We start from the raw sequence: 23066 nt of genomic DNA, 5'->3' as shown, positions 1-23066 counted from the left end.
GTCTCCCCCACCCCCGCGGGGGGGCCCCCCGGGCCGGGGGGGGCGCCCCTGCGGGTGCTCACGGGGGCGCTCGGGGGGGGGGCCCCGGGGGGGGTACGCCGCCCCCGCCCACCCCCCACGCCGGGAGCACCGTTCCGGTCCGGTGGGGCGGAGTGGGCGCGGGCGCGCTCGGCGGACCTCGGTGGCCGATACGCGAACGAGACGTTCTTCGCGGGATCCTGATGATTCCGATGGACGGGTGAGACGTTTCCTGGACCGGACTTTGACGTCGCGTCCCTACCGTGTCGGACATGCCGAAGACACCTGAACGGACCGACCACCGCCACGACCGGACCCGTGGCGCGACGTGCGCCCGCGCCGCCCTGACGGCCGCCGTGCTGATCGCGAGCCTCGCGCTCGCGACGCCCGCGGGGGCCGCCGGCGCCCGGGACGCCACCCCGACGGACCGGGCCGCCGCCACGCAGCCCTTCACCACGCACGCCGGCGCCACGACCGCGCAGGAGCGCAGCCGGATCGACGCCTACTGGACCCCTGACCGGATGAGGCTCGCCGGCGCGATGGTCCCCGAGATCACCCCCGTCCCCGAGGACGACGACACGCCCGACGACCCGCGACCGCTCCCCGCGAACACATCGGACACCGGGGCCGTGTGGACGCACGGCGGAGCGGTGAACGAGAGCGTCGGCCGGCTCTTCTTCACCTTCGACGACGGCTACGACGGCAGTTGCACCGCGACGGTCGTCACCAGCGCGAACCGCAGCACCGTCATCACGGCGGCGCACTGCCTGCGGGCCGTCGGCGAACCCGCCGCCCAGGGCACCTGGAACCACAACCTCTACTTCGTGCCCGGCTACCGCAACGGCACCAAGCCGCTCGGCGGCTTCAGCATCGCGCAGCTGGCGACCTCCTCCCGCTGGGACGCCGACCCGGGCACGACGACCTCGGACATGGTCGCGGTCGCCGGGTACGACGCGGGGTTCCTCGTCGCCAACCCCTCGGTCGCAGGGCGGCGGATCGCGGACGTCGTGGGCAGCCAGCGGATCGCGTTCACCGAGCCCGTGGCGGGGGAGTTCGTCCACACCTTCGGCTATCCGAAGGACCGGCTCAACAACCCCGAGGCCAAGTACGCCGGTTCGCGCATGATCCATTGCGCGGGACCGGTCCGATCCGGCCCCAAGGCGCCGCTGCTGTGGGGAGAGCCCTGCGACATGGCCCACGGGGCCAGCGGCGGCCCCCAGTTCGCCCGGTTCGACACCCGGACCGGCACCGGCACCGTGGTGGGCGTCACCACGACCGGCGAGGAACTCGCGGGCGGCTCGACCGGCATGTCCTACGCGACCCGCCTCGGGGACAGCGCCCACCGCCTGTACGACTGGGCGCAGAGCCGCCGGGTGTGACCCACCCCCGGCCCCGGCCCCGGCCCCGGCCTCTGCCCGGCCGGGCAGAGGCCGGTGGAGCTCAGAGGGTGCCGAACTCGCCCGCGTGGACGGCGGCGATGAAGGAGCGCCAGGCGTCGGCGGGGAAGAGGAGTGCGGGGCCGCTCGGGTCCTTGGAGTCGCGGACGGGGACGAGGCCGGGGTGGCCGTCGGCGACCTCGACGCACTGGCCGCCGCTTCCGCTGTACGAACTTGCTCTCCACCGGCTGTCAGTCAGGTCGACATCCATTCAAAGTCCCTCCTTACCGCACGGATCACTGCTACCGACTCGGATCGGTTCAGAGCCTCGATCAGAAGTCGATCGTAGTCCTTGGCCAGTGCGGCGACCGACTCGATATTGCGGTCGAGATATCCGCGTTGCTCCGTTTCCGTGTAAGCGAGCATCTTGCGTCCAGGCATCGTCAGCATGGTCACGACGCGGGTGAACGGCCGATCCTCGCCGAGAGCGTACGGCGCCACCTGAAGGAGCACCTGAGGCTGCCGAGCCAATGACTCCAGGTGCAGCAGCTGCTCGACCATCACGTCCCGCCCGCCGATCGGCCTCCGAAGGCAGCTCTCGTCGAGCACTGCGTGAATGAGCGGAGGAGGATTGAGGCCGAGGAGCTGCTGCCGGGTCAGCAGGAACTCGACTCGCTCCTTTGCTTGCTCCTGAGTGGCGCTGCCTCGTCTGACATTCCCCTGCTCCCAGGCGCTGGCGTAGGCCTTGGTCTGCAGCAGACCGGGGATGACGTTGATCTCGAAGAGTCTGATCTCCTCGGCTCGCGACTCGTAGTTGGCGTACTCGGGGAACCCCTCCAGCAAGGCGGTGTGCCTGTGTTGCCACCACATGAGCGAGAGGGTTCCCCCAGTCTCCAGTACTCGGTCGGCAAGGAACGCGAACTTCTGGCTGGGCGGACGATGCGCAAGTTCGATGTACGAGACGTACGAGGGATTGCACTCGCACCTCCGCGCCAACTGAGCCTGCGTGAGTCCCTTCGTCTCGCGCGACCTGCGGAGTTGCACTCCGAAGGGCGCCCAGGGGGATGACGCTGGGTCAAGGTGCTTCTTGTTCACGGATGATCCCCAACTTCCCGTGGCCATGAACGCAAGTCGAATCCGACTTCCGATGCTAGCCACCACGGGGCCACCATGGGCACGTAACGTGAAACTCCGACTCCGGAGGGTGTCCATGAGACCTGCCCGTGTACCGACCGCCAAGCTCCAGGGCTACGGCGTCCGTTGGGACCCCGGCGCCCGCTGCTACCGGGTGCGCAACGAGCTCACCGGGGAGTGGCTGCGCGACTCCGCCGGAGCCCTCGCCGGCTTCGGCTCCTTCTCCGCCGCCGACTCCGCCTGGCACGTCTTCGAGCCCCACCGGCGGGTGGCGTGATGGGGGTGATCCTGAACCGGGCGACCGCCGAGCAGCGACGGGAGGCGGCCCTGGCCGTCGAGGACCTGATCGCCGTGCTCGCCCTCGCCGATGCCCGGCTCCCTTCCGTCGAAGTCGACTGGGACTACGGGCGGTTGACCGGTGCCTACCTGATCAGTCTGGGCTCCGCCCGGACGGCCCAGATCCTGCGGATCACCGATCTCCTGCGAAAGGGCCTGCGCCATGAGCGGCAAGCCGACGAAGGCTGAACTCCTCCTGTTCGCCGGGCTGCTGGCGTTCTCCGGCACGGTCGCCTGCGGTGCCTCGTCGCTCGTCGACCCCGCCCGCCCCGATCTGGTTCAGCTGATCCGGTGGCTCTTCTTCGCCACCGCCCTCATGACCGGCCTGAACCGCGCCGACGCCCGGCTCCGCCACCGTGAGACCCGTACCGCCCCCGAAAGCGAGCACGACCGTGCGTGACCCCCGCTCCCCGGCCGAGCCCCCTGTCTGCCGGCTCGGTTGCCTCGTCCTCCTGCGTGACCTGAGCGGTCACGTCCTGCTCGTCGACCCGGACCACCTGGACGGCCACCTGCTCCCCGGCGGCGCCGCCGAGCGCGACGAGCCCCCGCAGCTGGCGGCCGCCCGCCACCTCCACGCCCAGACCGGCCTGCACCGGCGGCCGAACCAGCTGCTCGCCGTCGATTTCACCCCCGCCGACCGCCACGCGGAGCGCCTCACCCTGGTGTTCGACGGCGGGATGGCCACCGACCGCGACGCCCGGCGGCTGACCGTCCCGCCGCGTGACCGCAGCGGCCTGCACGGCGCCCGGTTCGCGGACCCCGCCCACCTGTCCACGCTCATGAGCCCCGCCCAGAACGCCCGCGTCCAACAGGCGCTCGCCACGCTGGGGCGGGCCCTTCCGCTCCTCGCCCACGGTCAGCGCGCGGCCTGACCGTCCGCTCCGGCCCGTGGGGACTCGTCCGACTCGTTCGGGAGCCGGACACGTCGGCCGTGCCGCGGGCGGTCGGCTTCGTCGTGGCGTTCGGGTTCACCCCGCTCGCCACGGTGGTCGGCCCCGCGTCAGCCGGTGCCCTCCCAGATCAGCACGGAGCCGACGAACGCGCCGCTCCCGAGCGCCCCGCTGCCGTCGAACGCCTTGACGGTGATGAAGCCGACCCGTCCGCCCGCCGTCCGCACGCAGAATCGGGTGCCCTTCTGGACCCCTAGGGTTTCCGTGCCGCCCGCCTTGAGCCGGTTGACGCAGTCCTGGCGGCGGGGGTTGCCCGAGCCCTCGTACAGGGCCAGACCCAGGCCCCGGTTCTGGTTGCCGCCGGGCGAGTTGAAGGCCGTCGCGCCCTCGCCGGTCAGATTGGGGTAGAGGACGGCGAACCCGCTCAAGCGGAAGTCCCTCCCGGTGATCTCGGGTGGTGAGGCGTCGAGGTCGATGCCGACCAGGCGCATGTCGTCGTGGAAGCGCTCGCGGTCCGCTGCCGGGCCCGTCGACCCCGCTGCCGGGCCCGTCGACCCCGTGGCCGGTGGCGGGGCCGCCGTGACCTGGGTGTCCGATCCGGTGCGGGTCCGGTCGTCGGTGCCCTCCTGGCTGAACTTGTTGCTGAGGAAGGACCCGAGCAGCATCGCGGCCACGACGGTGGCGGCGATGGCGAGGACCTTGCCGGCCCGGCGGCGCGGCGGCGGCGCTGAGCCGAAGTGGGCGTCCCCGGCGATCTGGTACGTCTGCCCCTGTCCGTCGGCCCGGGCGTCCTGGTGGATGCCACCCCGCTGGGGCTTGGGGGTGGTCATCGCCGGGCGTCCGCGATCACCCGGCCGGTGCGGGCCTGTTCGGTGCGGGCCTGTTCGGTGCTGGTCGGGCCGGCGCTGCGTGCCGGCTCCGCGAACTCGTCCACGGCGGAACTCCCCCTCGGTGTCCGGGCGCGGCGGACACCACCGCTCCTGGGGCGTCAGCATAGGGAATCGGACCCCCGGAAGCAGCCGTTGTGCGGTGATCGATGCACCTGCGTCATCAAGCCGCTGACGGTACGTTGGAACTGTCGGTGGTGCGTGCCAGGATCACCGCCGTGACCGAGGAGACTTTCGCATGGCGCCCCTTCCTCGCCCGGTGGAGCGAGGAGTGGGCCGGTGCGCGCGACGGGTCGACCGCACCGCGGCCGGACGGCGAGACGGCCCGGAGCACGGGCCGGTCGGGCTTCGCACCGGCCGGGGCGGTGGCCGCCGAGTTCGGGGTGGGCCTGCCCCGGTCCGCCCTCACCGAGGGCCGGCCGCACACCTTCACCACGCGTTCCCGGACGCGCCCGCCGGGGCCCGGGGAGACCTACGTCGAGGTCACCTTCGGGCCGCCGGCGGGGTGACGGGCCGAGCCGCCGGTCAGCCGACGGTGACCCGGACGTCCTTGGTCGCCAGCACCTTGCAGGAGGCGGCGTTGCCGGGCTCGCGGCAGGTGGTGCGGTCCACGTAGTGCCAGCTGAGCGTGGTGCTGCCGGCGGCGGTCGCGGTCCAGCTCTGGCGGACGGTGTGGCCGCAGCCGGCCGAGTCGGGCGGGCAGCTGCTCAGCTTGGCGTCGGCGCCCCGGCGCAGGACGGCCGGGTCGCCCTCGCCGGACAACTGCCAGCCGTGCGGGAGCGGGGCGGAGGTCAGGCTGACGCCGACCGAGCCGCCGACGGCCAGGTGGACGTCGGCCGGCTCGAAGGCGGGCTTGCCGCCGGCCACGGCCTCGGCCTCCTGGTCGGCGGGCAGCGCCAGGGCGGTGTCCGGCTGCCTGTCCGCCGACGATCCGCCGGAGGAGGAGCAACCCGCGACCGGTACCAGCGCCAGCAGGGCGACGGCCGCGAGGGCGAGCGGGCGGGGGAGGGAGCGGACGGTCACGCGCTGCCCGCCTCGCGGGCGTCGCGCCGCAGCTCGATCAGCGCCGCGACCTCCGCCAGCCAGCGCGCGAACAGGTGCTCGCGCCCGAGGTCGGCGCCGCTCGCGGCGGCGGCCTGCAGCCATTCGCGGACGACGGTCCGGCCGGGCTCACCGATCACGGGTTCGGGGAGGGCGAGGGCGGCCGCGAAGCCACCGGCGCGGACGTGCTGGGCGAGGAAGCCCAGCGGGTACGGGCCGATGCCGGCCGCCTCCGCGCGGTGCGCGGCGGCGATCGCGGCCTCGGTGAACAGGGCCTGGCGCGGGCCGCCGGTGAGCAGCAGGCCGCGGGTGATGGCGGCGGGGACGTCGAGGTCCGCCAGCTCGGCGTCCGGGCGGACGTTCGTCATTTCGGCAGCTCCAGCGCGGTCGACTTGTTCAGGGGGTGTTCGCCGGGGGTCAGTCCACCGAGCTGGCTGTTGACGAACTGGTCCTCGGTCACCCAGGAGGTGAAGCCCCAGGGGTTGTAGACCTGCAGCTTGTCACCGTCCCTCCCGATGATCATCATCTGGTGGCCCGAGTCGTTGTTGCGCACGGTGATAGGCACGGGCAGACCCTCGTCGACGGACTTCTCGATCCGCGCCAGCGCCGCCCGGCGGTCCTCGTCGCTCTCCAGCTCGACGTGCTCGTAGTCGGCGCCGGTGGCCTTGCCGAGGTCCTTGTCGGCCAGGTAGGTCTGGGCCTTGGAGCCGAGCCCGCTGTCCACCTGCGGGTAGACCTTCTTGTTCCCGTCGACCTTCTGGCCGTCCTTGTACTCGTTGAGGTACGTGTCCTGCAGCCGCTTCTCGAAGTTCTCCGGGGAGTCGGCGCCGGGGGCGTCCGGCGTGCCGCCGGTGGTCAGTCGGAACATCAGCAGCGGGTCGAGCTTGGCCTGGGCGATCACCGTGGAGGCCGCCACGCAGTCGCTGACGTTGCGCTGCGAATAGACGTTGTAGCCGTCGATGTTGACGTTCTGGCCGCCGTAGGTGACGTCGATGTTGTCCGACGACTCCCGGCCGGTGTCGCCGGTGCTGGTCGCCGGCACGAGGTGCTTGGCGAGCCAGGCCGGGTCGTCGCCGTGCGGGTGGATCTGGGCGTCGAACTGCTGGATGTCGGACACCGAGTGCCCGGAGGCCAGCGCCTTCCAGAGGTAGGCCGCCTCCTCGGGGGACTTCGCGCCGGACAGCAGGGCGCGGAAGGCCGCCTGGTCGGCGCCGGTCATCACGCCGAGCGTCTGGGTGGCCCGGTCGAGCTGGTTGGGCGTGAGGATGTAGCCGCCGTCCTCGCCCGCGCCGGGGTTCTTCTCGGTGGCCAGGACGACCGCCGCCAGCGGGTCGATCGAGCCCATCCCGGCGCGCGAGGCGCGGGCCGCGGAGGTCAGCTGGTTCAGCTTGCTGGCGGTGCTGGTGCCGCTGCTCTCCACCCGCCGGGCCGCCGCGAGCCGGGCGTCGACGCCGGCCAGCGCGGCCGCCATCGCGTCCTGGTCGAAGCCGCCCGGGTCCTTCCGGGCCCGCTCACGGGCGGACCGCAACTGGTCACGGCCCTGGGAGTCGAGCTTCTTCGCCCAGTCCAGCTCGTTCGCCCAGCCGTCCAGCAGCACGGCGGCCTGGGTGAGCGTCCCCTGCGAGGTGGTGGTCTCCTCCGACATCGCGTGGATCGCCTGCGTGGCGTGCTCCGCCACCGAGCCGGTCCAGACCGCGGGCAGCTGGTTGACGGCGATCCCCGAGAGGTCCTGCGAGGCCTGGCCGAAGGCGGTGGCCGCCTGCCCGTAGTCCTTGGCCCGGGCCCGCACCGCACCCGCGTCGCCGACCGGCTCCGGCACGGCCAGCGCCTGGTCGATCCCCTCCAGCAGGTGGAGGTTGGCGAACATGAGGTTCAGCTTCTCGATGGTGTGCCGGGCGTGTTCCAGATCCTTGACCTTGCTCACCGGCCGCCACCCGCCGGCATCAGCGAGGCCGTGATGGCCTTCTCCGCGTCGCGGTAGTTCGCCGTGGTGGTCGACATCTTCTGGGACAGCTCGTCGAGGGCGCGCTGGGTGACGGTGATCTCCTTCGACCAGGCGCTGTCGAAGGCGGACCACGCGCTGTCCATGCCGAACTCGCCGAAGGCGGTGGACGCGTAGCAGACCGAGCCGGCGTAGGCGGTCTTGGCCGTGGCGATGTCCGTCGCCGTCTTGTTCAGCTGCTCCGTGACGCCGCTCAGGCCGGCCACGCTGACGCCGTATCCGTCCCCGCCGCCGCCTGCGCCCGGCGCTGCTCCGTCGCTCATGGTTCCCCGTTCCCCCGTCTCCCGGTCCGTCAGTCCACATGCCACCGATGCCCGCGCGACGGTACGGCGCGAGCACCGGGGAGTGAGCCTAACCTGTGGTGGGGGCTCCGGGGTTACGCCCGGGAGGGCTGCGCCGGCTCCTCGTTCTCTTCGCGGCGGGCACGCGCCGGCTCCATCTCCTGCGCGGATTCCCCGCCTCGGCTTGGGGCGGTCTTTGACGTCGGCACAGGGCCCGGCACGGGGGCGGGGGCGCCCGCCACCGGACCGCCGGCCGTCGGATCGTCCGCCACCTCGTCGCGCGCCGCCGGACCGTCCGCCGTGAGCGGGGCGCGGCGGGGGTAGCGGCGGTCGGTGGCCGTGAACGCCGCGAGCAGCAGGGCGGCCGCCGCGGCGACGACCGTGATCCGGAACGGCGCGTCGGGCGCGACGTGGTCGGCCGCCCAGCCACCGAGGAACGTCCCCGCCGACTGGGCCAGGATGATCGCGCTGACCAGTGCCGCCATCGCCTCGCCGAGCCGCGCCGTCGGTACGGTCCGCTCCACCAGGCCGAACATGGTGATCATCTGGGGCGCGACGGCCACCCCCAGGCAGCCGACGGCGGCGGCGAGGACGGCCACACCGCCGCCGGAGAAGAGCAGCAGCACCGAGGTGGCGAAGAGCAGTACCGTCCCGGCCCGCAGTCGGGCCGGCAGCTCCCAGCGGGCCGGCAGCGCGGCGGTGGCGATGCCCGCGAAGGCACTGGTGAAGCCCAGGAAGCCGTAGATCAGTCCGGCCGCGCCGGGGCGGCCGAGCGCGTCCGTGGTGGCGGTGACCCCGACCTGCACCGAGCCGAAGCAGGCGCCCAGCAGGGCCATGCCGGCGAGCAGCAGCCCGTACGGGGTGCTCAGCAGGCGTTCGGCGGGACGCTGCCGGGAGCCGCCGCCCGTGCCGGGCGGCGCGGTCGGGTGCAGCGCGAACAGGGTGGCGCCCAGGCCGACCAGCGCGGCCGCCGTGAGCAGCCCGGCGGCGGGGGAGACCAGGGTGGCGAGCAGACCGACCAGGGCCGGGCCGGCGGTGAAGCTGATCTCGTCCACGATGCCGTCCAGCGAGAGCATCGAGGACGTCAACTCGGCGTCACCGCCCGCCAGCCGGACCCAGCGGCTGCGCGACAGCGGACCGACCAGCGGGGCCGAGAGCCCGATCAGCGCGGCCGGTGCGATCTGGGCTCCCAGCGACAGTCCGCTCGCGGACGCGGCGACCAGGGCGAGGATGGCCAGCGTGTTGACGATCGCGGTGACCAGCCCGACGGTGCGCTGCCCGCGTCGGTCCGCGAGCCGGCCGACCAGCGGACCGCCGACCGCCTGGCCGACGGCCAGCGCGCCGGCCACCACCGAACCGCGCCAGACGCTGTCGGTGTTGTGGGTGACCAGCAGCAGGGTGCCGATCGGGCACATCGCGTTCGGCAACCGGCCGAGCAGCGACCAGAGCAGGACCCCACCGCCCGTCAGCCGCGCCGCCGAGCGGAACTTCGTGACCACGGACATCGTGTCGTACCCCCACACGGAGCCGGTGGTGGGCGCCCGCCTCCCACCACCGGCCCGACCTGGTGGCAGTGGCCTGCGGGTGAGTACCGACCGTAAGGCCTGGATGATCGAACGGGAAACCGTGCGATCACCCAGCGCAGTCGATCGGCGGCTTTCGGTCACCTTGGAGGACCGCCCAAGGACGGCCCGAGGACCGGCCGAGGTCCGGCCCGAGGACCGCCCGGGGTCCGGCCGGTGGCCTGGCGGCGGTCTGTCGGGGTCCGGCCGGTGGCCTGGCGGCGGTCTGTCGGGGTACGGCCGGTGGCCTGGCGGGAGGGTGGCCGACGGGTGACCGGAGGGCGGGCGCGGGGCCGCCCCCGCCTCACCCGGTCAGAGCGGCGCGGATCCGGTCCAGGATCAGCCCGGCGCCCGTGTAGCCGATGCCGAGCATCCAGAGGCTGTCGTCCACCTCGTAGACCCGCCCGGCACGCACCGCGTCCAGGTTCTTCCAGAGCGCGCCGTCGACGATCCTGGACCGGTCCGACTTGGCCGCGTCGCCGTAGACCGAGTAGAAGATGACGTCGGCGGCGGCCTGGTCGACCTGCTCGGGACTGATCTCGATCGAGAAGCCGGGCTTGTCCTGATTGGCCGGCCGGCCCAGGCCGAGGTCCCTGAAGAGCGAGCCGACGAAGGTGTCGTTGAGGTAGAGCCGGGTGGGCGCGCCGGCCAGGAAGCGGGCCATCTCCACCTTGGTGGCGGCCGCCTTCGCCGGTCCGCCGAGGGCGGTGACCAGCTCGGCCACCTTGGCCCGGTACGCCGCCTCCACCGCTTCGGCCTCGCTGCGGCGGCCCAGTGCCTCGGCGTGCAGCCGGGCGTTCTCCTTCCAGGCGGGCCCGGTGGTTCTGGTCAGGACGGTCGGCGCGATCTTCGAGAGCTCGTCGTACCGCTTGTCGTCGCGGACCTGGTTGCTCAGGATCAGGTCCGGCTTCAGGGCGGCGATGCTCTCCAGGTTGGGTTGGCCGATGGTGCCGACGGCCTTGGTCCCGGCCAGCCGGTCCGCCGGCAGGTAGCGAGAGAGCGGCGCGCCCTCGGCGACGGTGGTCGCGCCGACCGGGGTCAGGCCGAGGGCGACGACGGAGTCCAGGGCGTCGGTGTCCAGCGCGACGACCCGGGCGGCGCGTTCCGGCACCGTGCTGTCGCCGCGCGCGTGTCGGACCACCCGGCCGGCGGTCGGCGCGGCCGCGGGGCCGCCCCCGGCGGAGCCGCAGGCGGCGAGCGCCAGTCCGGAGGCGAGGGTGAGGACGGTGCGACGGGTGAGGGCGGGGAGCATCGGGCGACTCCGATCCGGCGGGCGGCGAGGCGCCCCGATCCCTGCCCGCCGGGGGAGGCGGCTACGCCTGCGGACGGGGCGCGCCGGGAGCGCCGGAGGGCCCCGGGTCAGTCGTCCGTGCCGTCCGTGCCGTCCTCGCGCTCCAGCCGTTGGCGCAGCAGTTCGTCGTACTCGGCGTGCACCCGCCGGTCCATGGCCAGGGCGAACTGGGCGTCCGTGACCGTCCGGGCCAGCGGCCGCACCCGCAGGATCTGCTCGGTGAGGCGGGCCGCCTCACCGGGGGGCAGCGGGGTGTCGGCGGCGAGCGGGCCGAGCAACTCCTCGCGGACCAGCGCGGTGAAGATCTCGGCGATCGCGTCCACGTGCTCCTGCGTGCGACGGCTCGCCTCCAGCACGATCGCCAGCGGTACGCCCTCGGCGACCAGCGCCGTCGTGGCGTCCATCAGCCGGCGGCTGACGTGGGTGATCCCGTCCTCCTCGACCGAGATGTACCCCTGGGCGATGGAGGCGGCGGTGTTCTCCTCGGTGAGCTGGTCGCCGAAGGTGGCCTTCAGTTCGTCCCAGCCCAGGTGGACCGGGGTCTCGTCGGACCAGGGCGCGATGATCGCCGCCCCCAGGCCGATCAGCTCGGCGACGTCCCGGCCGCTCTCGCCGGCGCCGATCAACTCGGCGATGCCGCCCAGGGTGTGGCCGCGCTCCAGCAGCTCGGCGATCACCCGCAGCCGGGTCAGGTGGGCCTCGCCGTACCAGGCGATCCGGCCGTCCTTGCGCGGTGGCGGGAGCAGCTTGCGCTCGCGGTAGAAGCGCAGTGTCCGGGTGGTGATGCCGGCCGCCTCGGCCAACTCCTCCACCCGGTACTCGCGTCGTCCGTCGCCCGTACCCGCTCTGACCTTGTCCACGGCGCTCAGCATAGGACCGGCGATCGCGGAAGTGACGTGGCCGGGCTCCTTCCCTCCGCTGTCGGCAGGGGCTACTCTGCCAATCGTGCCAGTGATTGCTGGCATGGTTATCGCGACGGCATGACGGCACGATGGCAGGACGTACGGCGGCACGTCGCGGCAGTGCGCACCTCACGGCCACCACCCTCAGGAGGACGCCGCATGGCATCCAGCACCAAGCGCCCCCGCCCCGACGCGTCCGACCGGGACCCGCTCGCAGCCGCGGCCGACACCGCTTCGGCCGACACCGCTGCGGCCGGTACCGCCCCGGTCGCGGACGCCGCTGCCGACACCGTCGCGGACGCCGCCGGCCCGACCGTCCCCGCCCCGGCGTCCGAGCCCGCCGCCGCTTCGGCCACCCCCGCCACTCCGGCCGTCCCGCACGTCCGGGTCGCCGTCATCGGCTCCGGCTTCGGCGGCATCGGCGCCGGCGTCCGGCTGCGCCGCGCCGGCATCACCGACTTCGTCATCCTGGAGCGCGCCGACTCGGTCGGCGGCACCTGGCGGGACAACAGCTACCCCGGCTGCGCCTGCGACGTGCCCTCCCACCTCTACTCCTTCTCCTTCGCGCCCAACCCCGACTGGCCGCGCAGCTTCTCCGGCCAGCCCGACATCCGCGCCTACCTGGAGAAGGTCACCGACGTCTTCGGCATCCGCCCGCACCTGCGCTTCAACGCCGAGGTGACGGAGGCGCGCTGGGAGGCCGACCGGACCCGCTGGCGGATCACCACCACGGCCGGCCAGTGGACGGCCGACGCCGTCGTCTCCGCCGCCGGACCGCTCGCCGACCCGCAGATCCCCGACCTGCCCGGTCTGGACTCCTTCACCGGCAAGGTCTTCCACTCCTCCCGCTGGGACCACGAGTTCGACCTGGCCGGGAAGCGGGTCGCGATGGTCGGCACCGGTGCCTCCGCCGCCCAGATCATCCCGAACATCCAGCCGAAGGTCGGCCGGCTGACGGTCTTCCAGCGCACCCCGGCCTGGGTCCTGCCGCGCCGCGACCGTGTGATCAGCGAGGCCGAGAAGTGGCTGCACAGCCGGGTCCCCGTCACCGCCAAGCTCCGCCGGGGTGCCCTGTTCGCGCTCCGTGAGCTCCAGGTCGACGCCTTCGTCCGGCGCCCCGGCCTGCTGAAGCTGGTCCAGCAACTCGCCGAGCGGCACATCGCGCAGAGCGTCACCGACCCCGCGCTGCGCGCCAGGCTCACGCCGGACTACCGGATCGGCTGCAAGCGGATCCTGCTCAGCAACACCTACTACCCGGCGCTCGCCGCCGCCAACACCGAGGTGGTCTCCGCCGGCCTGCGCGAGGTGCGCGGCTCGACCCTGGTCGCCGCCGACGGCAGCGAGCACGAGGTGGACGCGATCGTCTTCGGCACCGGCTTCCACGTCACCGACATGCCCATCGGCGCCCGGGTGTTCGGGGCCAACGGCACCAGCCTGGCGGAGGAGTGGAAGGACGGCATGGAGGCGCTGCGCGGCTCCACCGTGCACGGCTTCCCGAACCTCTTCTTCGTGATCGGTCCCAACACCGGCCTCGGCAACAACTCGATGATCCTGATGATCGAGTCCCAGCTGAACTACCTGGTCGACGCCCTCACCACGCTCGGCTCGGTCGGCGCCACCGCGATGCAGCCGACCGTCCGCGCCCAGCGGCACTGGAACCTCGAACTCCAGCACCGGATGGACCGGACCGTCTGGACCACCGGCGGCTGCCGCAGCTGGTACCTGGACAGCAGCGGCAAGAACACCGTGCTCTGGCCCGGCTCCACCACCTCCTTCCGCCGCGCCACCCGCAAGGTCGACCTTGCCGAGTACGAGCTGATCATGCGGACCGCGCCGGCCACCCGGGGGGCCGCGACGCCCGAGGAGGCCCTGGCATGAGCCCCGCGATCCCCGCCGACTGCGTCCCGCCCGCCCCCGCCGAGGAGTTGGAGATCCGCTCGGCGGACGGGAGCCGCCTGCACGCCGAGATCCACGGGCAGCCCGGCGCCCCGACCGTCGTGCTCGCCCACGGCTGGACCTGCTCCACCCTCTTCTGGGCGCCGGTGATCCACCGGCTCGCCGACCGCTACCGGGTGGTGGCCTACGACCAGCGCGGCCACGGCCGCAGCGAAGTCCCGCCCAGCCGGATCCGGTACTCCACCCGGGCGCTCGCCGAGGACCTCGCCGCCGTGCTCGTCCGGACCGTCCCGGCGGGGGAGCGGGCCGTGCTGGCCGGCCACAGCATGGGCGGCATGACCGTGATGGCCGCCGCCGGCCGCCCCGAGGTCGCCGAGCGCACCGCCGCCGCCGTGCTGGTCTCCACCGGCGCGGCCGACCTGGTGGCCGAGCTGCGCGTCCTGCCCGACGCGGTCCGCCCGCCGCGGCTGCGCCGCTTCCTGCACCGCCAGGGGCTGCGCTCGCGGCTGCCGCTCGGTCCGGTCGGCCCGGTCAGCCGGGCCGCGCTCAAGTACGGCACCATGGGCGCCGGTTCGCCCGCCGAGCAGGTCGAGGCGACGGCCCGGATCGTGCACGCCTGCCCGACCGTCGTCCGGTCCCGCTGGGCCGGGGTGCTGGACACGCTGGACGTCCGTGCCGGGCTGGCGCGACTCACCGTGCCGACCGCCGTGGTGGTCGGCACCGACGACCGGCTGACCCCGCCGGTGCACGCGCACCGGATCGTCGCCGCACTGCCCGACCCGCAGGGCCTGCTCCTGCTGCCCGGGGTCGGCCACATGGCACCGATCGAGCGGCCCGCCGAGGTCGCCGCCGAGATCGACCGGCTCGCGGCCGCCCACCTGCCCGCCGTCCACCGTCCGTCCCCCCAGAGGAGCCTGCCCGCATGAGCGCCACGTTGCCGCTGTCCGCACAGGTCGTCGTCGTCACGGGTGCCGCGCGCGGTGTCGGCGCCGCCCTGGCCCGCAAGCTCACCCTGCGGGGGGCCAAGGTCGCCCTGCTCGGCCTGGAGCCGGCCGAGCTCAAGGCCGTCGCCGCGCTCTGCGGTCCGGGCGCCACCGCCTGGGAGGCCGATGTCACCGACATCGAGGCGCTCACCGAGACCGCCCGGCAGATCAAGGAGCACTACGGCCGGATCGACGTGGTGGTCGCCAACGCCGGCATCGCCATCGGCGGCCCGCTGCTGGACAGCGACCACCGGGCGTTCAGCCGGGTGATCGAGGTGAACCTGCTCGGCAGCGTGGCCACCGCGCGGGCGTTCCTGCCGGCCCTCGCCGAGAGCCGCGGCTACCTGCTCCAGATCGCCTCGCTCGCCGCGCTCACGCCCGCCCCGCTGATGAGCGCCTACTGCGCCAGCAAGTCCGGTGTCGAGGCCTTCGCCCACTCGATCCGCGCCGAGGTGGCTCCGCAGGGCGTCAAGGTCGGTGTCGGGTACCTGAGCTGGACGGACACCGACATGGTCCGCGGCGCCGACGAGGACGCCGTCCTCAAGCAGATGCGAGCCCGGCTGCCCTGGCCCGCCAACAAGACCTACCCGCTCGGTCCGGCGGTGGACCGGCTGGTCGCGGGCATCGTCCGCCGCTCCGCCCATGTCTACGCCCAGTCCTGGCTGCGCGGCATGCAGCCGGTCCGTTGGATCCTGCCCTCGCTGATCGCCGTCGTGGGCTCCCGCGACGTCGCCCGGCTCGCCCCGCAACTGGCCGCCACCGCCGCCTCCCGGCTCCGTCCGGTGGGCGCCGGCGGCGCGGCCGACAGCGCCGCGCACCCCGAGAAGCGCTGACCGCCCGGGCCCGGGCCGGCCCCGTCACGCGGTGCCGCCCGGGCCCCGCCCGGTGGCCGCTCAGTCCGTCGGCTTCGCGAGCTGCTTCAGAGTCTCGTACGCCGCCTGCACGAAGCGCCCGTCGAGGGCCGGGCCGGTGTTGGTGAGGGCGGCGACCGCCGTCGCGGTCTGCGGGCAGAAGCCGACCACGACGGTGAACCCGCGGGTGGCGCCGGAGTGGAAGTAGAGATCGCGGCCGTCCGCCGCGCGACGCAGGTTCCAGACCAGCCCGAGTCGGTCCGTCGAACGGGCCAGCCGCAGTCGCGGGCGCTGGACGTCGCGCAGCGCGTGCCCCAACTCGCCCTCGCCCGGCGACAGGTGGGCGCGGAGGAAGCGCAGCAGGTCGGCGCCACCGGCCCGGACGGCGCCGGCGCCCGGCAGCCCGGGGATGAGCCAGGGCGGGAGCGGCCGGCCGCGCCGGTGTCCGGTGGCGCGGTGCCGGGCGTCGGGGGAGCAGGTGGCGGTGCGCAGCCCGAGCGGGCGGTGCAGGCGGTCGGCGAGCAGCTCGGCGTAGCCGGCGCGGCCCGTCTCGGCGAGCAGTCGGCCGAGCAGGCCGACGCCGTAGTTGGAGTACCCGTACCGCGTCCCGGGCGCGTGCCGCACGGTGGTCCGGGCCACGCCGGCCCGCAACCGCCGGTCGTCGAAGTCGACGTACGGGTTGCTGGTCCAGGTGGGCAGGGCGGTCGTGAGCAGTCCGGGCGGGAGCTTGGGCAGGCCGGAGGTGTGGGTCGCCAGGTGCAGCAGCCGGATCGGGCCGTCGTGCCGGAGGTCCGGCGGGCGCCAGTCCGGCGGCAGGTGGCGCTCCAGCGGGTCGTCCAGGGCGAGTTCGCCCCGGGCGGCCATGACGGCGAGCAGCAGCGCGGTGAACGTCTTGGTGACGGAGCCGAGTTCGTAGACGGTGTCGGGTGTGCAGGGTTCCCCGTCGCGGGCGGTCCGTCCGTGGCAGTGGACGGCCGTCCGGTCACCCTGGGCCACGGCCAGCGTGACGGCGGTGGCGTACGGCGCGGCGGCCCGGACCAGGACGGGGACGTGGTCCGCGCCCGGACCGCCGGGGTCCGCCCCGACCCCCGCCCCGACCCCCGGCACGGCGGCCGGCCGGGAGGGGCCGTCCGGTTCGACCGCTGTGCCCGGTTCGGCCGCCGTGCCCGGTTTGGTCGTCGCGTCCGGTTCGGCCATCGCGGTCAGGCCGCGACCGCGGCGCCGCCGAGCGCCCGGGACAGGGTGACGGTACCGGCCACCACCGCGACGACGGCGGTGTGTTCGTGGTCGCGGAAGGCCTGCTCGGGGTCGTCCGAGACCGGTTCGGCGCTCTCGCGCGGGATCAGCCCGTCCTCGCGCTGGATCGCGGCCAGCGCCTCCCAGCCCTGTGTGCCGGTGACGGGCTCCCCGACGCACGAGTCGACCACCAGCAGTTCGCCGACGAGGTCCCACTGGCCGACCTCCAGCCAGGTGTCGACCCAGACCGGCAGCCAGTTCCGGACGTAGTCGCGCATCGGTTCGGGCATGCCCTCGGGCCGGGCGCCCCAGTCGGTGAGGTGGAACACGGCGTGCGTGATGTGGTAGCCGGTCAGCCAGTCGATCGCCCAGGGCTCCGGTGTGGCGCCGAGCCAGGTCCGGGCGGTGAGGGCGTCCCAGTCGTCGGGCTGGTTGCGCAGTCCGATCACCCGGCGCGCGTTGGCGAGGGCGAGCCGCCGGTTGGGCATCATCTCGATGGCCTGGATCCCGCGGACCTTCGTCAGGGATTCCAGCAACTCCTCCAGCGGCGCGTGCCGGTAGCCGGCCCGGGCGAAGTGGACGTACGTCTCCAGCGGGTCGGTCATCACCGGGTAGCGCAGCAGCCGCTCGTACAGCAGGTCGCCCTCGCGCAGCTGCGACCAGCCGAAGTCCAGGAGTTCGCGGGCGATGCGGGCGTCCTGCGGGCCGGTGACGCCGTCCCGCAGGACGAGTGACGCGGCCAGGGCGGACTCGGCGAGCGGCTTGTAGGCGTTGTTCGGATCGGCCAGGTCGATGGTGACGTCGTCGGGGAGCCGGCCGAAGCCGCGCTCGTGGCAGCTGTGCAGCCAGCCCATCGAGCGGGAGCCCAACTGCTGTGCGACGGAGAGGAGCTGATGGTCGGTCATGAGGCTGCTCCGCTCAGCAGGTGGTCGGCGACGGCGAGTTCGAGTGCGGTGCGGGCGCTGCCGTCGCCCACCGCCCGGATCCGGTCCAGCACGGGTTCGACCTCCAGGGGCAGCTGTCGTCCGTCGGCGGCGAGCCAGGCGAGCCATCGGGTCAGCCGGGCGGCGACCCGGTAGTCGCAGCGCAGCAGCGAACGGACGGCGCCGCGGGCCAGGTCGAGGGTGTGCTCGCGGGCCGCGTCGTGCACGGGGCCGTCGAGGCCGGGGAGGGCGAGGGCCGACAGCTGGGCCATCCGGACCGACCAGGCCTGCCAGGCGTAGGGCTCCGGCCGAGGGGCGTGACCGGGGTGCGGGGCGCCCTGGTCACGCGCCGGGTCGCCGGCCGGCTCGGGGAACGGGGTCCCGGAGAAGGTGCCGGGTGTCCGGGACAGCAGCACGGTGGTGGCCCAGTCCCGCCACGCGGCGACGAGGACGGCACCGGCGGCCCGCTCCTCGTCGGCGGACCGGTCGGCTCCGGCGTCGGCGGGGGAGCCCGGGTCGGCGGGTGCCGGGAAGGCGGCGAGCGGGAAGGCCCGGTGGGCCTCGGTCAGCAGCAGGACGGCCTGTTCGTCGGCCCCGGCCGCCCCCAGTACCTGGGGTGCGAGCACGTCCGGCCCGAGCACCCGGGCGGCGGCGAGGACCGGACGCGGCACGGAGCCGGAATCGGGTGCGGGGCCGGTGTCGGGCGCGGCGGGCGCGACCGCACCCCCGACTCCCCGGAGGGCGTCGAGGGTGCGGCCTGCCAGCCGCTCCACCGCCGCGGCGTATTCGTCACGGAGCGAGAGATCGGCGGTTGGCATGGTGCGTGCGTCTCCTTGAAGAGGGCTTCGCGGTGTCATGGGCGGCAGTGCCGCCGCGGACTCCGCGCGGTGCCGGGTACCGTCGGTCCCGAGTTACCGGGTCTTCTCCTTCGGCGGCTTCGGCGACAACAGCAGGGCACCTGCCAGCAGGAGCAGGGCGGCGGCTTCCGGACGGTACGTGGGCGCGTCGCTGACGGTCGCCTCGTCCTCCGTGATCAACATGCCGAGTGCGTCGAGCTCCGCCTGGGTGGCGAGCGACGACCGCGTGGTCCGGGTGGTCTGAGTAAGCATCTGAGTGCCTCCTCATCGAAGTTCCATCGCCTGGTCCGGCGACGCCCCCTTCATCGACGATAGGAGCACGAACCATCAGGCGCCACCGCTGTACTCTCCGTGACCGTCGTCACCGAGAGCCAGGCCGCCGCCGCGCAGCGGAGCCGCCGGGGTGTCGTGGATACCCATGAGTGGATACGGTCGCCGCATGACCACCACTGCCTTGATCACCGGCGCCACCGCCGGCATCGGAGCCGCCTTCGCCCGCCGGCTCGCCCGGAGCGGCTACCGCCTCGTCCTGGTCGCCCGGGACACCGAGCGGTTGGAGAAGGTCGCCGCCGACCTGCGCGCCAAGTACGACATCGCCACCGAGGTGCTCACCGCGGACCTCGCCACCGAGGCCGGCATCGCGGCCGTCGAGACCCGGCTGGCCGACCCCGCCCACCCGGTGGACCTGCTCGTGAACAACGCCGGGTTCGGTAACAGGGGCGCCTTCCTGACCGTCCCGCTCCAGGACGAGCTGGACATGCTGAAGGTGCACGTGGAGGCGATCCTGCGGCTCACCACGGCGGCCCTGCCCGGTATGCGCGAGCGCCGGCGGGGCGCGATCGTCAACGTCGCCTCGGTGGCGGCCTTCCTGCCGCGCGGCACCTACGGCGCCAGCAAGGCCTGGGTGGTGAGCTTCACCCAGGGGGTGATGCGCGACCTCGGCGGCAGCGGTGTGCGGCTGATGGCGCTCTGCCCCGGCTTCACCCACACCGAGTTCCACCAGCGGGCCGGTATGGGGACGGGGAACATCCCGGCCTGGGGCTGGCTGTCCGCCGAGCGGGTCGTCGACGAGGCGATGCGCGATCTGGCGCGCGGCCGCTCGCTGTCCGTCCCGAGCAAGCGCTACAAGATCGCGGTCGCGATCGCCCGGCTGCTGCCGTCCGGCAAGCTCGGCGGGGTCTCCTCGAAGGCGGCCCGGACGTACCGGACGGACTGAGGGGGCGGTGCCGGGGGCCGGGCCGGCGGTGTCGGGCCGGCGGTGTCGGGCCGGGGCCGGGGGCAGGGCGGTGCGGCTCGGGTGCGGGGCGGCTCGGCGCGGGGCGGCGCGGGCGCGGCGCGGCGCGGCACGGCGCGGGGCGGTTGGGCGGTCATGGGAATAGAGAGAGCCTCACTATTAGCTTCGCTAACTATGAGCTATCCTCGCTATGCTGGCGGAGGCCGTCCGACCGCCCCGCCCACCCCCGCTGCCGCACCCGCCGCACCACCGTGCGGCGCCGTGCCCGCCACGCGCCCGCGCGTCCGACCCCAGGAGGCCCGCCCTTGAGGCCCGACGGCATCCGATGGACCCCACCCGCCCAGGCCGAGGGCGAGCCCCGCCCGCCGGCCCAGTGGCGCCGCATCCTCGCGCTGTTCCGCCCGTACTCCGGCCGGCTCGCCGTGGTCGGTGCGCTGGTGGCGGCCTCCGCGGTCGTCTCGGTGGCGTCGCCGTTCCTGCTGAAGGCCGTGCTGGACACCGCCATCCCGCAGGGGCGCACCGGCCTGCTCAGCCTGCTGGCGCTCGGCATGATCGCCGCAGCCGTGATCAACAGCATCTTCAACGTGCTGCAGACGCTGATCTCCACCACCGTCGGCCAGCGGGTGATGCACGACCTGCGCACCGCCGTCTACAGCCACCTCCAGCGGATGTCGCTGGCGTTCTTCACCCGCACCCGTACCGGCGAGGTGCAGTCCCGGATCGCCAACGACATCGGCGGCATGCAGTCCACCGTGACGTCCACCGCCACCTCGCTGGTCTCCAACTTCACCAGCGTGATCGCCTCGGTGGTCGCCATGGTCGCCCTGGACTGGCGGCTCACCGTCGTCTCGCTGCTGCTCCTGCCGCTCTTCGTCTGGATCAGCCGCCGGGTCGGCAACGAGCGCAAGAAGATCACCGGCGAACGGCAGAAGCAGCTCGCCGCGATGAGCTCGGCCGTGCAGGAGTCCCTCTCGGTCAGCGGCATCCTGCTCGGCCGCACCATGGGCCGCTCCGACTCGCTCGCCGCGGAGTTCACCGGGCAGTCCGACCAGCTCGCCGAGCTGGAGGTGCGCTCCAGCATGGCCGGCCGCTGGCGGATGAACACCATCCAGATCGTGATGGCCGCGATGCCCGCGGTGATCTACTGGGCGGCCGGGCTGGCCTCGGCCGGTGGCTCGCCGATCGTCTCGGTCGGCACCCTGGTCGCCTTCGTCTCGCTCCAGCAGGGCCTGTTCCGCCCGACCGTCGGCCTGCTGTCCACGGGCGTCCAGGTGCAGACCTCGCTGGCCCTGTTCCAGCGGATCTTCGAGTACCTCGACCTCCCGGTGGAGATCGCCGAGCCCGAGCGGCCGGTCGTCCTGGAGAAGATCCGCGGTGAGGTCCGGTTCGAGGGCGTCGAGTTCCGCTACGACCCGGAGCAGGAACGGCCCACGCTCGCCGGTATCGAGCTCAAGGTCCCGGCCGGCGGCTCGCTCGCCGTGGTCGGCGAGACCGGCTCGGGCAAGACCACGCTCAGCTACCTCGTCCCCCGGCTCTACGACGTGACCGGCGGCCGGGTCACGATCGACGGGGTCGACGTCCGGGAGCTCTCCTTCGACTCGCTGTCCCGGGCGGTCGGCGTGGTCTCCCAGGAGACGTACCTCTTCCACGCCTCGGTCGCCGACAACCTGCGCTTCGCCAAGCCGGACGCCACCGACGAGGAGCTCGCGGCCGCCGCCCGGGCCGCGCAGATCCACGACACCATCGCCGGGCTCCCGGACGGCTACGCCACCCTGGTCGGCGAGCGCGGCTACCGCTTCTCGGGAGGGGAGAAGCAGCGCCTCGCGCTGGCCCGCACCATCCTGCGCAACCCGCCCGTGCTGATCCTGGACGAGGCCACCAGCGCGCTGGACAACCGCACCGAACACGCCGTCCAGCAGGCCGTCGACACCCTCGCGGCCGGTCGGACCACCATCACCGTCGCCCACCGGCTCTCCACCGTCCGCGACGCCGACCAGATCGTCGTCCTGGACGGCGGCGAGATCGTCGAACTGGGCAGCCACGACGAGCTGGTCGAGGCCGACGGCCGGTACGCGGCGCTGCTGCGCCGGGAGGCGCCGGCCGCGGTCCAGCCGGCGGGGCGCCGCTGAGCGGCGGGCGGTGGCGGCGCGCCCGTGGTGAGCGCCGCGCCGCCCCGGCTCAGGCGGCCTTGGGGACCTCGTTGTAGGTCTCCGCGACCTCCTGGCCGGAGAGCCGCTGGATCGCCCGCATCACCTCGTCGGTGACCTGACGGCGGGCCTTGAGCGACCGGGCCTGGCCGTGCAGCTCGTCGAAGTGCAGGGGCTCGCCGAAACGGACCGTCACCTTGCGCACCCGGGGGACGCGCTTGCCGATCGGGAGGATCTGGTCCGGTCCCTCCAGTGCCACCGGTACCACCGGCACCCCGGCGGTGAGGGCCAGCCAGGCCACGCCGGTCTTCCCCCGGTAGAGGCGGCCGTCCAGCGAGCGGGTGCCCTCGGGGTAGATGCCGAAGGCCTTGCCGTCCTCCAGGATCTCCAGGGCCGACTCCAGCGAGGCCTGGGCGGAGCGGTAGGTGCCGCGCTCGACCGGCACCGCGCCGATCGCCTCGAAGAAGCCCTTGGACAGTGCGCCCTTCATCCCGGTGCCGGTGAAGTACTCGGCCTTGGCGAGGAAGTGCACCCGGCGGGGCGCGGTCAGCGGGATCACCACGCTGTCGATGAACGAGAGGTGATTGCTGGCCAGGATCACGCCGCCCTTGCGCGGCACGTTCTCCAAGCCCTCGATGGTCGGCCGCCAGATCCCCCGCGCGAGCGGTTTCAGCACCAGCTTGGTGACGAGATCGAGCATGGTCCCTCCCAGGACGAGCACGCCCGAGAGGTGCCCGGGCCTGAACAGACGACGATCGGTGGTCGTTCCCCGGCCGGGCCGGGATCAGACCCGCAGACTACGACACCCACCCCCGAGCCCGTCCACTCCCGGCAACCGTGGTGCTCGCCACGGCCGGGTAGGGTACGGCCGTCGGAAACGCACATCAGCAGTCATGCAGATCATCGCAGTCATGCAGTTCATTCAGGAGGGGCCACCCATGGCAGACGTCGACACCATCCGCGCGGCGTTCGACAAGTACGACGTGAACGGCAACGGCCGGATCACCGCCGCCGAGTACGCGAAGGTCGCCCGCGAGCTCGGCGACCTGACCACGTCGATCTCGATGGCCGAGGCCATCATCAACCAGATGGACACCAACCACGACGGTGAGCTGACCTTCGACGAGTTCCTGGCCGCGCGCCAGGGCTGAGTCCGCTTCGGGCGGGGCTCCGGGACTCCCCGGGGCCCCGCCGCCGCGTTCCCGGGCCCGCGTTCCCG

27 protein-coding genes are annotated in these 23066 nt (G+C 73.6%); 12 read left to right on the top strand and 15 right to left on the bottom strand.

Going from position 1 to position 23066, the window contains the following annotated elements; all coding sequences use genetic code 11:
- Positions 1-290: 290 nt before the first annotated feature.
- Positions 291-1397, top strand: coding sequence for a trypsin-like serine peptidase (locus ACFXHB_RS01990; RefSeq protein ID WP_380571356.1), 1107 nt, complete (start codon positions 291-293; stop codon positions 1395-1397).
- A gap of 61 nt (positions 1398-1458) precedes the next feature.
- On the opposite strand, the gene ACFXHB_RS01985 is transcribed toward ACFXHB_RS01990, so the two are convergent.
- Positions 1459-1665, bottom strand: coding sequence for a DUF397 domain-containing protein (locus ACFXHB_RS01985; protein WP_380571355.1), 207 nt, complete (start codon positions 1663-1665; stop codon positions 1459-1461).
- The gene (locus ACFXHB_RS01980; RefSeq protein ID WP_380571354.1) at positions 1650-2489 is read right to left on the bottom strand and encodes a helix-turn-helix transcriptional regulator; all 840 of its coding nucleotides are present in this window, start codon (positions 2487-2489) and stop codon (positions 1650-1652) included. Before ACFXHB_RS01980 ends, ACFXHB_RS01985 begins: the two co-directional genes overlap by 16 nt.
- Before the next feature lie 115 nt (positions 2490-2604).
- Here ACFXHB_RS01980 and ACFXHB_RS01975 point away from each other — a divergent pair, with 115 nt between their 5' ends.
- Genes ACFXHB_RS01975 through ACFXHB_RS01960 form a run of 4 tightly spaced genes read left to right on the top strand, consistent with a single transcriptional unit; the run spans position 2605 to position 3736 of the window.
- Positions 2605-2805: a hypothetical protein gene (locus ACFXHB_RS01975; protein WP_380571353.1), complete on the top strand. Its 201-nt coding sequence runs from the start codon at positions 2605-2607 to the stop codon at positions 2803-2805.
- On the top strand, positions 2805-3053 hold the full coding sequence (locus ACFXHB_RS01970) for a hypothetical protein (RefSeq protein ID WP_380571352.1): 249 nt from the start codon (positions 2805-2807) through the stop codon (positions 3051-3053). The genes ACFXHB_RS01975 and ACFXHB_RS01970 overlap by 1 nt, the downstream gene beginning before the upstream one ends.
- The gene (locus ACFXHB_RS01965; protein WP_380571351.1) at positions 3028-3264 is read left to right on the top strand and encodes a hypothetical protein; all 237 of its coding nucleotides are present in this window, start codon (positions 3028-3030) and stop codon (positions 3262-3264) included. Before ACFXHB_RS01970 ends, ACFXHB_RS01965 begins: the two co-directional genes overlap by 26 nt.
- Positions 3257-3736 carry an NUDIX domain-containing protein gene (locus ACFXHB_RS01960; protein WP_380571350.1) on the top strand — a complete coding sequence of 160 codons (480 nt, stop codon included), beginning with the start codon at positions 3257-3259 and terminating at the stop codon, positions 3734-3736. Before ACFXHB_RS01965 ends, ACFXHB_RS01960 begins: the two co-directional genes overlap by 8 nt.
- A 128-nt stretch (positions 3737-3864) precedes the next feature.
- On the opposite strand, the gene ACFXHB_RS01955 is transcribed toward ACFXHB_RS01960, so the two are convergent.
- Positions 3865-4584 carry a hypothetical protein gene (locus ACFXHB_RS01955; RefSeq protein WP_380571349.1) on the bottom strand — a complete coding sequence of 240 codons (720 nt, stop codon included), beginning with the start codon at positions 4582-4584 and terminating at the stop codon, positions 3865-3867.
- Between the two features lie 275 nt (positions 4585-4859).
- Here ACFXHB_RS01955 and ACFXHB_RS01950 point away from each other — a divergent pair, with 275 nt between their 5' ends.
- Positions 4860-5150: a hypothetical protein gene (locus tag ACFXHB_RS01950; RefSeq protein ID WP_380571348.1), complete on the top strand. Its 291-nt coding sequence runs from the start codon at positions 4860-4862 to the stop codon at positions 5148-5150.
- Between the two features lie 16 nt (positions 5151-5166).
- Here ACFXHB_RS01950 and ACFXHB_RS01945 read toward each other — a convergent pair whose 3' ends face one another.
- The 7 genes from ACFXHB_RS01945 to ACFXHB_RS01915 form a co-directional block, all read right to left on the bottom strand.
- Positions 5167-5664, bottom strand: a complete 498-nt coding sequence (locus tag ACFXHB_RS01945; protein ID WP_380571347.1) for a hypothetical protein — start codon at positions 5662-5664, stop codon at positions 5167-5169.
- Entirely contained in the window at positions 5661-6050 is a 390-nt protein-coding gene (locus ACFXHB_RS01940; RefSeq protein ID WP_380571346.1) for a hypothetical protein, read from the bottom strand. The genes ACFXHB_RS01945 and ACFXHB_RS01940 overlap by 4 nt, the downstream gene beginning before the upstream one ends.
- Complete coding sequence (locus ACFXHB_RS01935) at positions 6047-7606, bottom strand: hypothetical protein (RefSeq protein WP_380571345.1); 1560 nt, start codon at positions 7604-7606, stop codon at positions 6047-6049. The genes ACFXHB_RS01940 and ACFXHB_RS01935 overlap by 4 nt, the downstream gene beginning before the upstream one ends.
- On the bottom strand, positions 7603-7947 hold the full coding sequence (locus ACFXHB_RS01930; RefSeq protein ID WP_380571344.1) for a type VII secretion target: 345 nt from the start codon (positions 7945-7947) through the stop codon (positions 7603-7605). Before ACFXHB_RS01930 ends, ACFXHB_RS01935 begins: the two co-directional genes overlap by 4 nt.
- Positions 7948-8060: 113 nt before the next feature.
- Positions 8061-9470: an MFS transporter gene (locus ACFXHB_RS01925; RefSeq protein WP_380571343.1), complete on the bottom strand. Its 1410-nt coding sequence runs from the start codon at positions 9468-9470 to the stop codon at positions 8061-8063.
- A 361-nt stretch (positions 9471-9831) separates the two neighbouring features.
- The gene (locus ACFXHB_RS01920; protein ID WP_380571342.1) at positions 9832-10779 is read right to left on the bottom strand and encodes an ABC transporter substrate-binding protein; all 948 of its coding nucleotides are present in this window, start codon (positions 10777-10779) and stop codon (positions 9832-9834) included.
- Positions 10780-10886: 107 nt separating this feature from the next.
- On the bottom strand, positions 10887-11690 hold the full coding sequence (locus ACFXHB_RS01915) for a MerR family transcriptional regulator (RefSeq protein WP_380571341.1): 804 nt from the start codon (positions 11688-11690) through the stop codon (positions 10887-10889).
- Positions 11691-11879: 189 nt separating this feature from the next.
- On the opposite strand from ACFXHB_RS01915, the gene ACFXHB_RS01910 reads away from it, so the two are divergent.
- The 3 genes from ACFXHB_RS01910 to ACFXHB_RS01900 are packed head-to-tail and all read left to right on the top strand — an operon-like array spanning position 11880 to position 15432.
- Positions 11880-13598, top strand: a complete 1719-nt coding sequence (locus ACFXHB_RS01910; RefSeq protein WP_380571340.1) for a flavin-containing monooxygenase — start codon at positions 11880-11882, stop codon at positions 13596-13598.
- Complete coding sequence (locus tag ACFXHB_RS01905) at positions 13595-14542, top strand: alpha/beta fold hydrolase (protein WP_380571339.1); 948 nt, start codon at positions 13595-13597, stop codon at positions 14540-14542. Before ACFXHB_RS01910 ends, ACFXHB_RS01905 begins: the two co-directional genes overlap by 4 nt.
- On the top strand, positions 14539-15432 hold the full coding sequence (locus ACFXHB_RS01900) for an SDR family oxidoreductase (protein WP_380571338.1): 894 nt from the start codon (positions 14539-14541) through the stop codon (positions 15430-15432). Before ACFXHB_RS01905 ends, ACFXHB_RS01900 begins: the two co-directional genes overlap by 4 nt.
- A 60-nt stretch (positions 15433-15492) precedes the next feature.
- On the opposite strand, the gene ACFXHB_RS01895 is transcribed toward ACFXHB_RS01900, so the two are convergent.
- From ACFXHB_RS01895 to ACFXHB_RS01880, 4 genes are all read right to left on the bottom strand, one after another.
- Complete coding sequence (locus tag ACFXHB_RS01895) at positions 15493-16647, bottom strand: serine hydrolase domain-containing protein (RefSeq protein WP_380571337.1); 1155 nt, start codon at positions 16645-16647, stop codon at positions 15493-15495.
- Between the two features lie 5 nt (positions 16648-16652).
- Positions 16653-17591: a DUF6895 family protein gene (locus tag ACFXHB_RS01890; RefSeq protein ID WP_380571336.1), complete on the bottom strand. Its 939-nt coding sequence runs from the start codon at positions 17589-17591 to the stop codon at positions 16653-16655.
- A complete protein-coding gene (locus ACFXHB_RS01885; RefSeq protein ID WP_380571335.1) occupies positions 17588-18427 on the bottom strand; it encodes a hypothetical protein in 840 nt (279 codons plus the stop codon). The genes ACFXHB_RS01890 and ACFXHB_RS01885 overlap by 4 nt, the downstream gene beginning before the upstream one ends.
- 93 nt (positions 18428-18520) lie before the next feature.
- Complete coding sequence (locus ACFXHB_RS01880) at positions 18521-18718, bottom strand: hypothetical protein (protein ID WP_380571334.1); 198 nt, start codon at positions 18716-18718, stop codon at positions 18521-18523.
- 187 nt (positions 18719-18905) lie between these two features.
- On the opposite strand from ACFXHB_RS01880, the gene ACFXHB_RS01875 reads away from it, so the two are divergent.
- The gene (locus ACFXHB_RS01875; protein WP_380571333.1) at positions 18906-19682 is read left to right on the top strand and encodes an SDR family NAD(P)-dependent oxidoreductase; all 777 of its coding nucleotides are present in this window, start codon (positions 18906-18908) and stop codon (positions 19680-19682) included.
- Positions 19683-20005: 323 nt separating this feature from the next.
- Positions 20006-21829 carry an ABC transporter ATP-binding protein gene (locus tag ACFXHB_RS01870; protein ID WP_380571332.1) on the top strand — a complete coding sequence of 608 codons (1824 nt, stop codon included), beginning with the start codon at positions 20006-20008 and terminating at the stop codon, positions 21827-21829.
- Positions 21830-21878: 49 nt separating this feature from the next.
- Here ACFXHB_RS01870 and ACFXHB_RS01865 read toward each other — a convergent pair whose 3' ends face one another.
- Positions 21879-22547 carry a lysophospholipid acyltransferase family protein gene (locus ACFXHB_RS01865; protein WP_380571331.1) on the bottom strand — a complete coding sequence of 223 codons (669 nt, stop codon included), beginning with the start codon at positions 22545-22547 and terminating at the stop codon, positions 21879-21881.
- Positions 22548-22785: 238 nt separating this feature from the next.
- On the opposite strand from ACFXHB_RS01865, the gene ACFXHB_RS01860 reads away from it, so the two are divergent.
- Positions 22786-22998: an EF-hand domain-containing protein gene (locus ACFXHB_RS01860; RefSeq protein WP_360632140.1), complete on the top strand. Its 213-nt coding sequence runs from the start codon at positions 22786-22788 to the stop codon at positions 22996-22998.
- The last annotated feature ends 68 nt before the right edge of the window (positions 22999-23066 follow it).

Origin of the sequence: Kitasatospora sp. NPDC059327 (assembly GCF_042752535.1) — a bacterium.
Lineage (GTDB): Bacteria > Actinomycetota > Actinomycetes > Streptomycetales > Streptomycetaceae > Kitasatospora.
The sequence above is the reverse complement of the archived record's forward strand: the minus strand, read 5'-3'. Positions and strand labels throughout refer to the sequence as shown.

Bases quoted from the DNA above. Each gene is read 5' to 3' on its own strand.
- ACFXHB_RS01940 (WP_380571346.1), bottom strand. From the start codon at position 6,050: ATGACGAACGTCCGCCCGGACGCCGAGCTGGCGGACCTCGACGTCCCC.
- ACFXHB_RS01865 (WP_380571331.1), bottom strand. From the start codon at position 22,547: ATGCTCGATCTCGTCACCAAGCTGGTGCTGAAACCGCTCGCGCGGGGG.
- ACFXHB_RS01915 (WP_380571341.1), bottom strand. From the start codon at position 11,690: ATGCTGAGCGCCGTGGACAAGGTCAGAGCGGGTACGGGCGACGGACGA.
- ACFXHB_RS01885 (WP_380571335.1), bottom strand. From the start codon at position 18,427: ATGCCAACCGCCGATCTCTCGCTCCGTGACGAATACGCCGCGGCGGTG.
- ACFXHB_RS01930 (WP_380571344.1), bottom strand. From the start codon at position 7,947: ATGAGCGACGGAGCAGCGCCGGGCGCAGGCGGCGGCGGGGACGGATAC.
- ACFXHB_RS01965 (WP_380571351.1), top strand. From the start codon at position 3,028: ATGAGCGGCAAGCCGACGAAGGCTGAACTCCTCCTGTTCGCCGGGCTG.
- ACFXHB_RS01970 (WP_380571352.1), top strand. From the start codon at position 2,805: ATGGGGGTGATCCTGAACCGGGCGACCGCCGAGCAGCGACGGGAGGCG.
- ACFXHB_RS01925 (WP_380571343.1), bottom strand. From the start codon at position 9,470: ATGTCCGTGGTCACGAAGTTCCGCTCGGCGGCGCGGCTGACGGGCGGT.
- ACFXHB_RS01910 (WP_380571340.1), top strand. From the start codon at position 11,880: ATGGCATCCAGCACCAAGCGCCCCCGCCCCGACGCGTCCGACCGGGAC.
- ACFXHB_RS01905 (WP_380571339.1), top strand. From the start codon at position 13,595: ATGAGCCCCGCGATCCCCGCCGACTGCGTCCCGCCCGCCCCCGCCGAG.
- ACFXHB_RS01860 (WP_360632140.1), top strand. From the start codon at position 22,786: ATGGCAGACGTCGACACCATCCGCGCGGCGTTCGACAAGTACGACGTG.
- ACFXHB_RS01895 (WP_380571337.1), bottom strand. From the start codon at position 16,647: ATGGCCGAACCGGACGCGACGACCAAACCGGGCACGGCGGCCGAACCG.
- ACFXHB_RS01900 (WP_380571338.1), top strand. From the start codon at position 14,539: ATGAGCGCCACGTTGCCGCTGTCCGCACAGGTCGTCGTCGTCACGGGT.
- ACFXHB_RS01890 (WP_380571336.1), bottom strand. From the start codon at position 17,591: ATGACCGACCATCAGCTCCTCTCCGTCGCACAGCAGTTGGGCTCCCGC.
- ACFXHB_RS01985 (WP_380571355.1), bottom strand. From the start codon at position 1,665: ATGGATGTCGACCTGACTGACAGCCGGTGGAGAGCAAGTTCGTACAGC.
- ACFXHB_RS01875 (WP_380571333.1), top strand. From the start codon at position 18,906: ATGACCACCACTGCCTTGATCACCGGCGCCACCGCCGGCATCGGAGCC.
- ACFXHB_RS01880 (WP_380571334.1), bottom strand. From the start codon at position 18,718: ATGCTTACTCAGACCACCCGGACCACGCGGTCGTCGCTCGCCACCCAG.
- ACFXHB_RS01955 (WP_380571349.1), bottom strand. From the start codon at position 4,584: ATGACCACCCCCAAGCCCCAGCGGGGTGGCATCCACCAGGACGCCCGG.
- ACFXHB_RS01975 (WP_380571353.1), top strand. From the start codon at position 2,605: ATGAGACCTGCCCGTGTACCGACCGCCAAGCTCCAGGGCTACGGCGTC.
- ACFXHB_RS01920 (WP_380571342.1), bottom strand. From the start codon at position 10,779: ATGCTCCCCGCCCTCACCCGTCGCACCGTCCTCACCCTCGCCTCCGGA.
- ACFXHB_RS01990 (WP_380571356.1), top strand. From the start codon at position 291: ATGCCGAAGACACCTGAACGGACCGACCACCGCCACGACCGGACCCGT.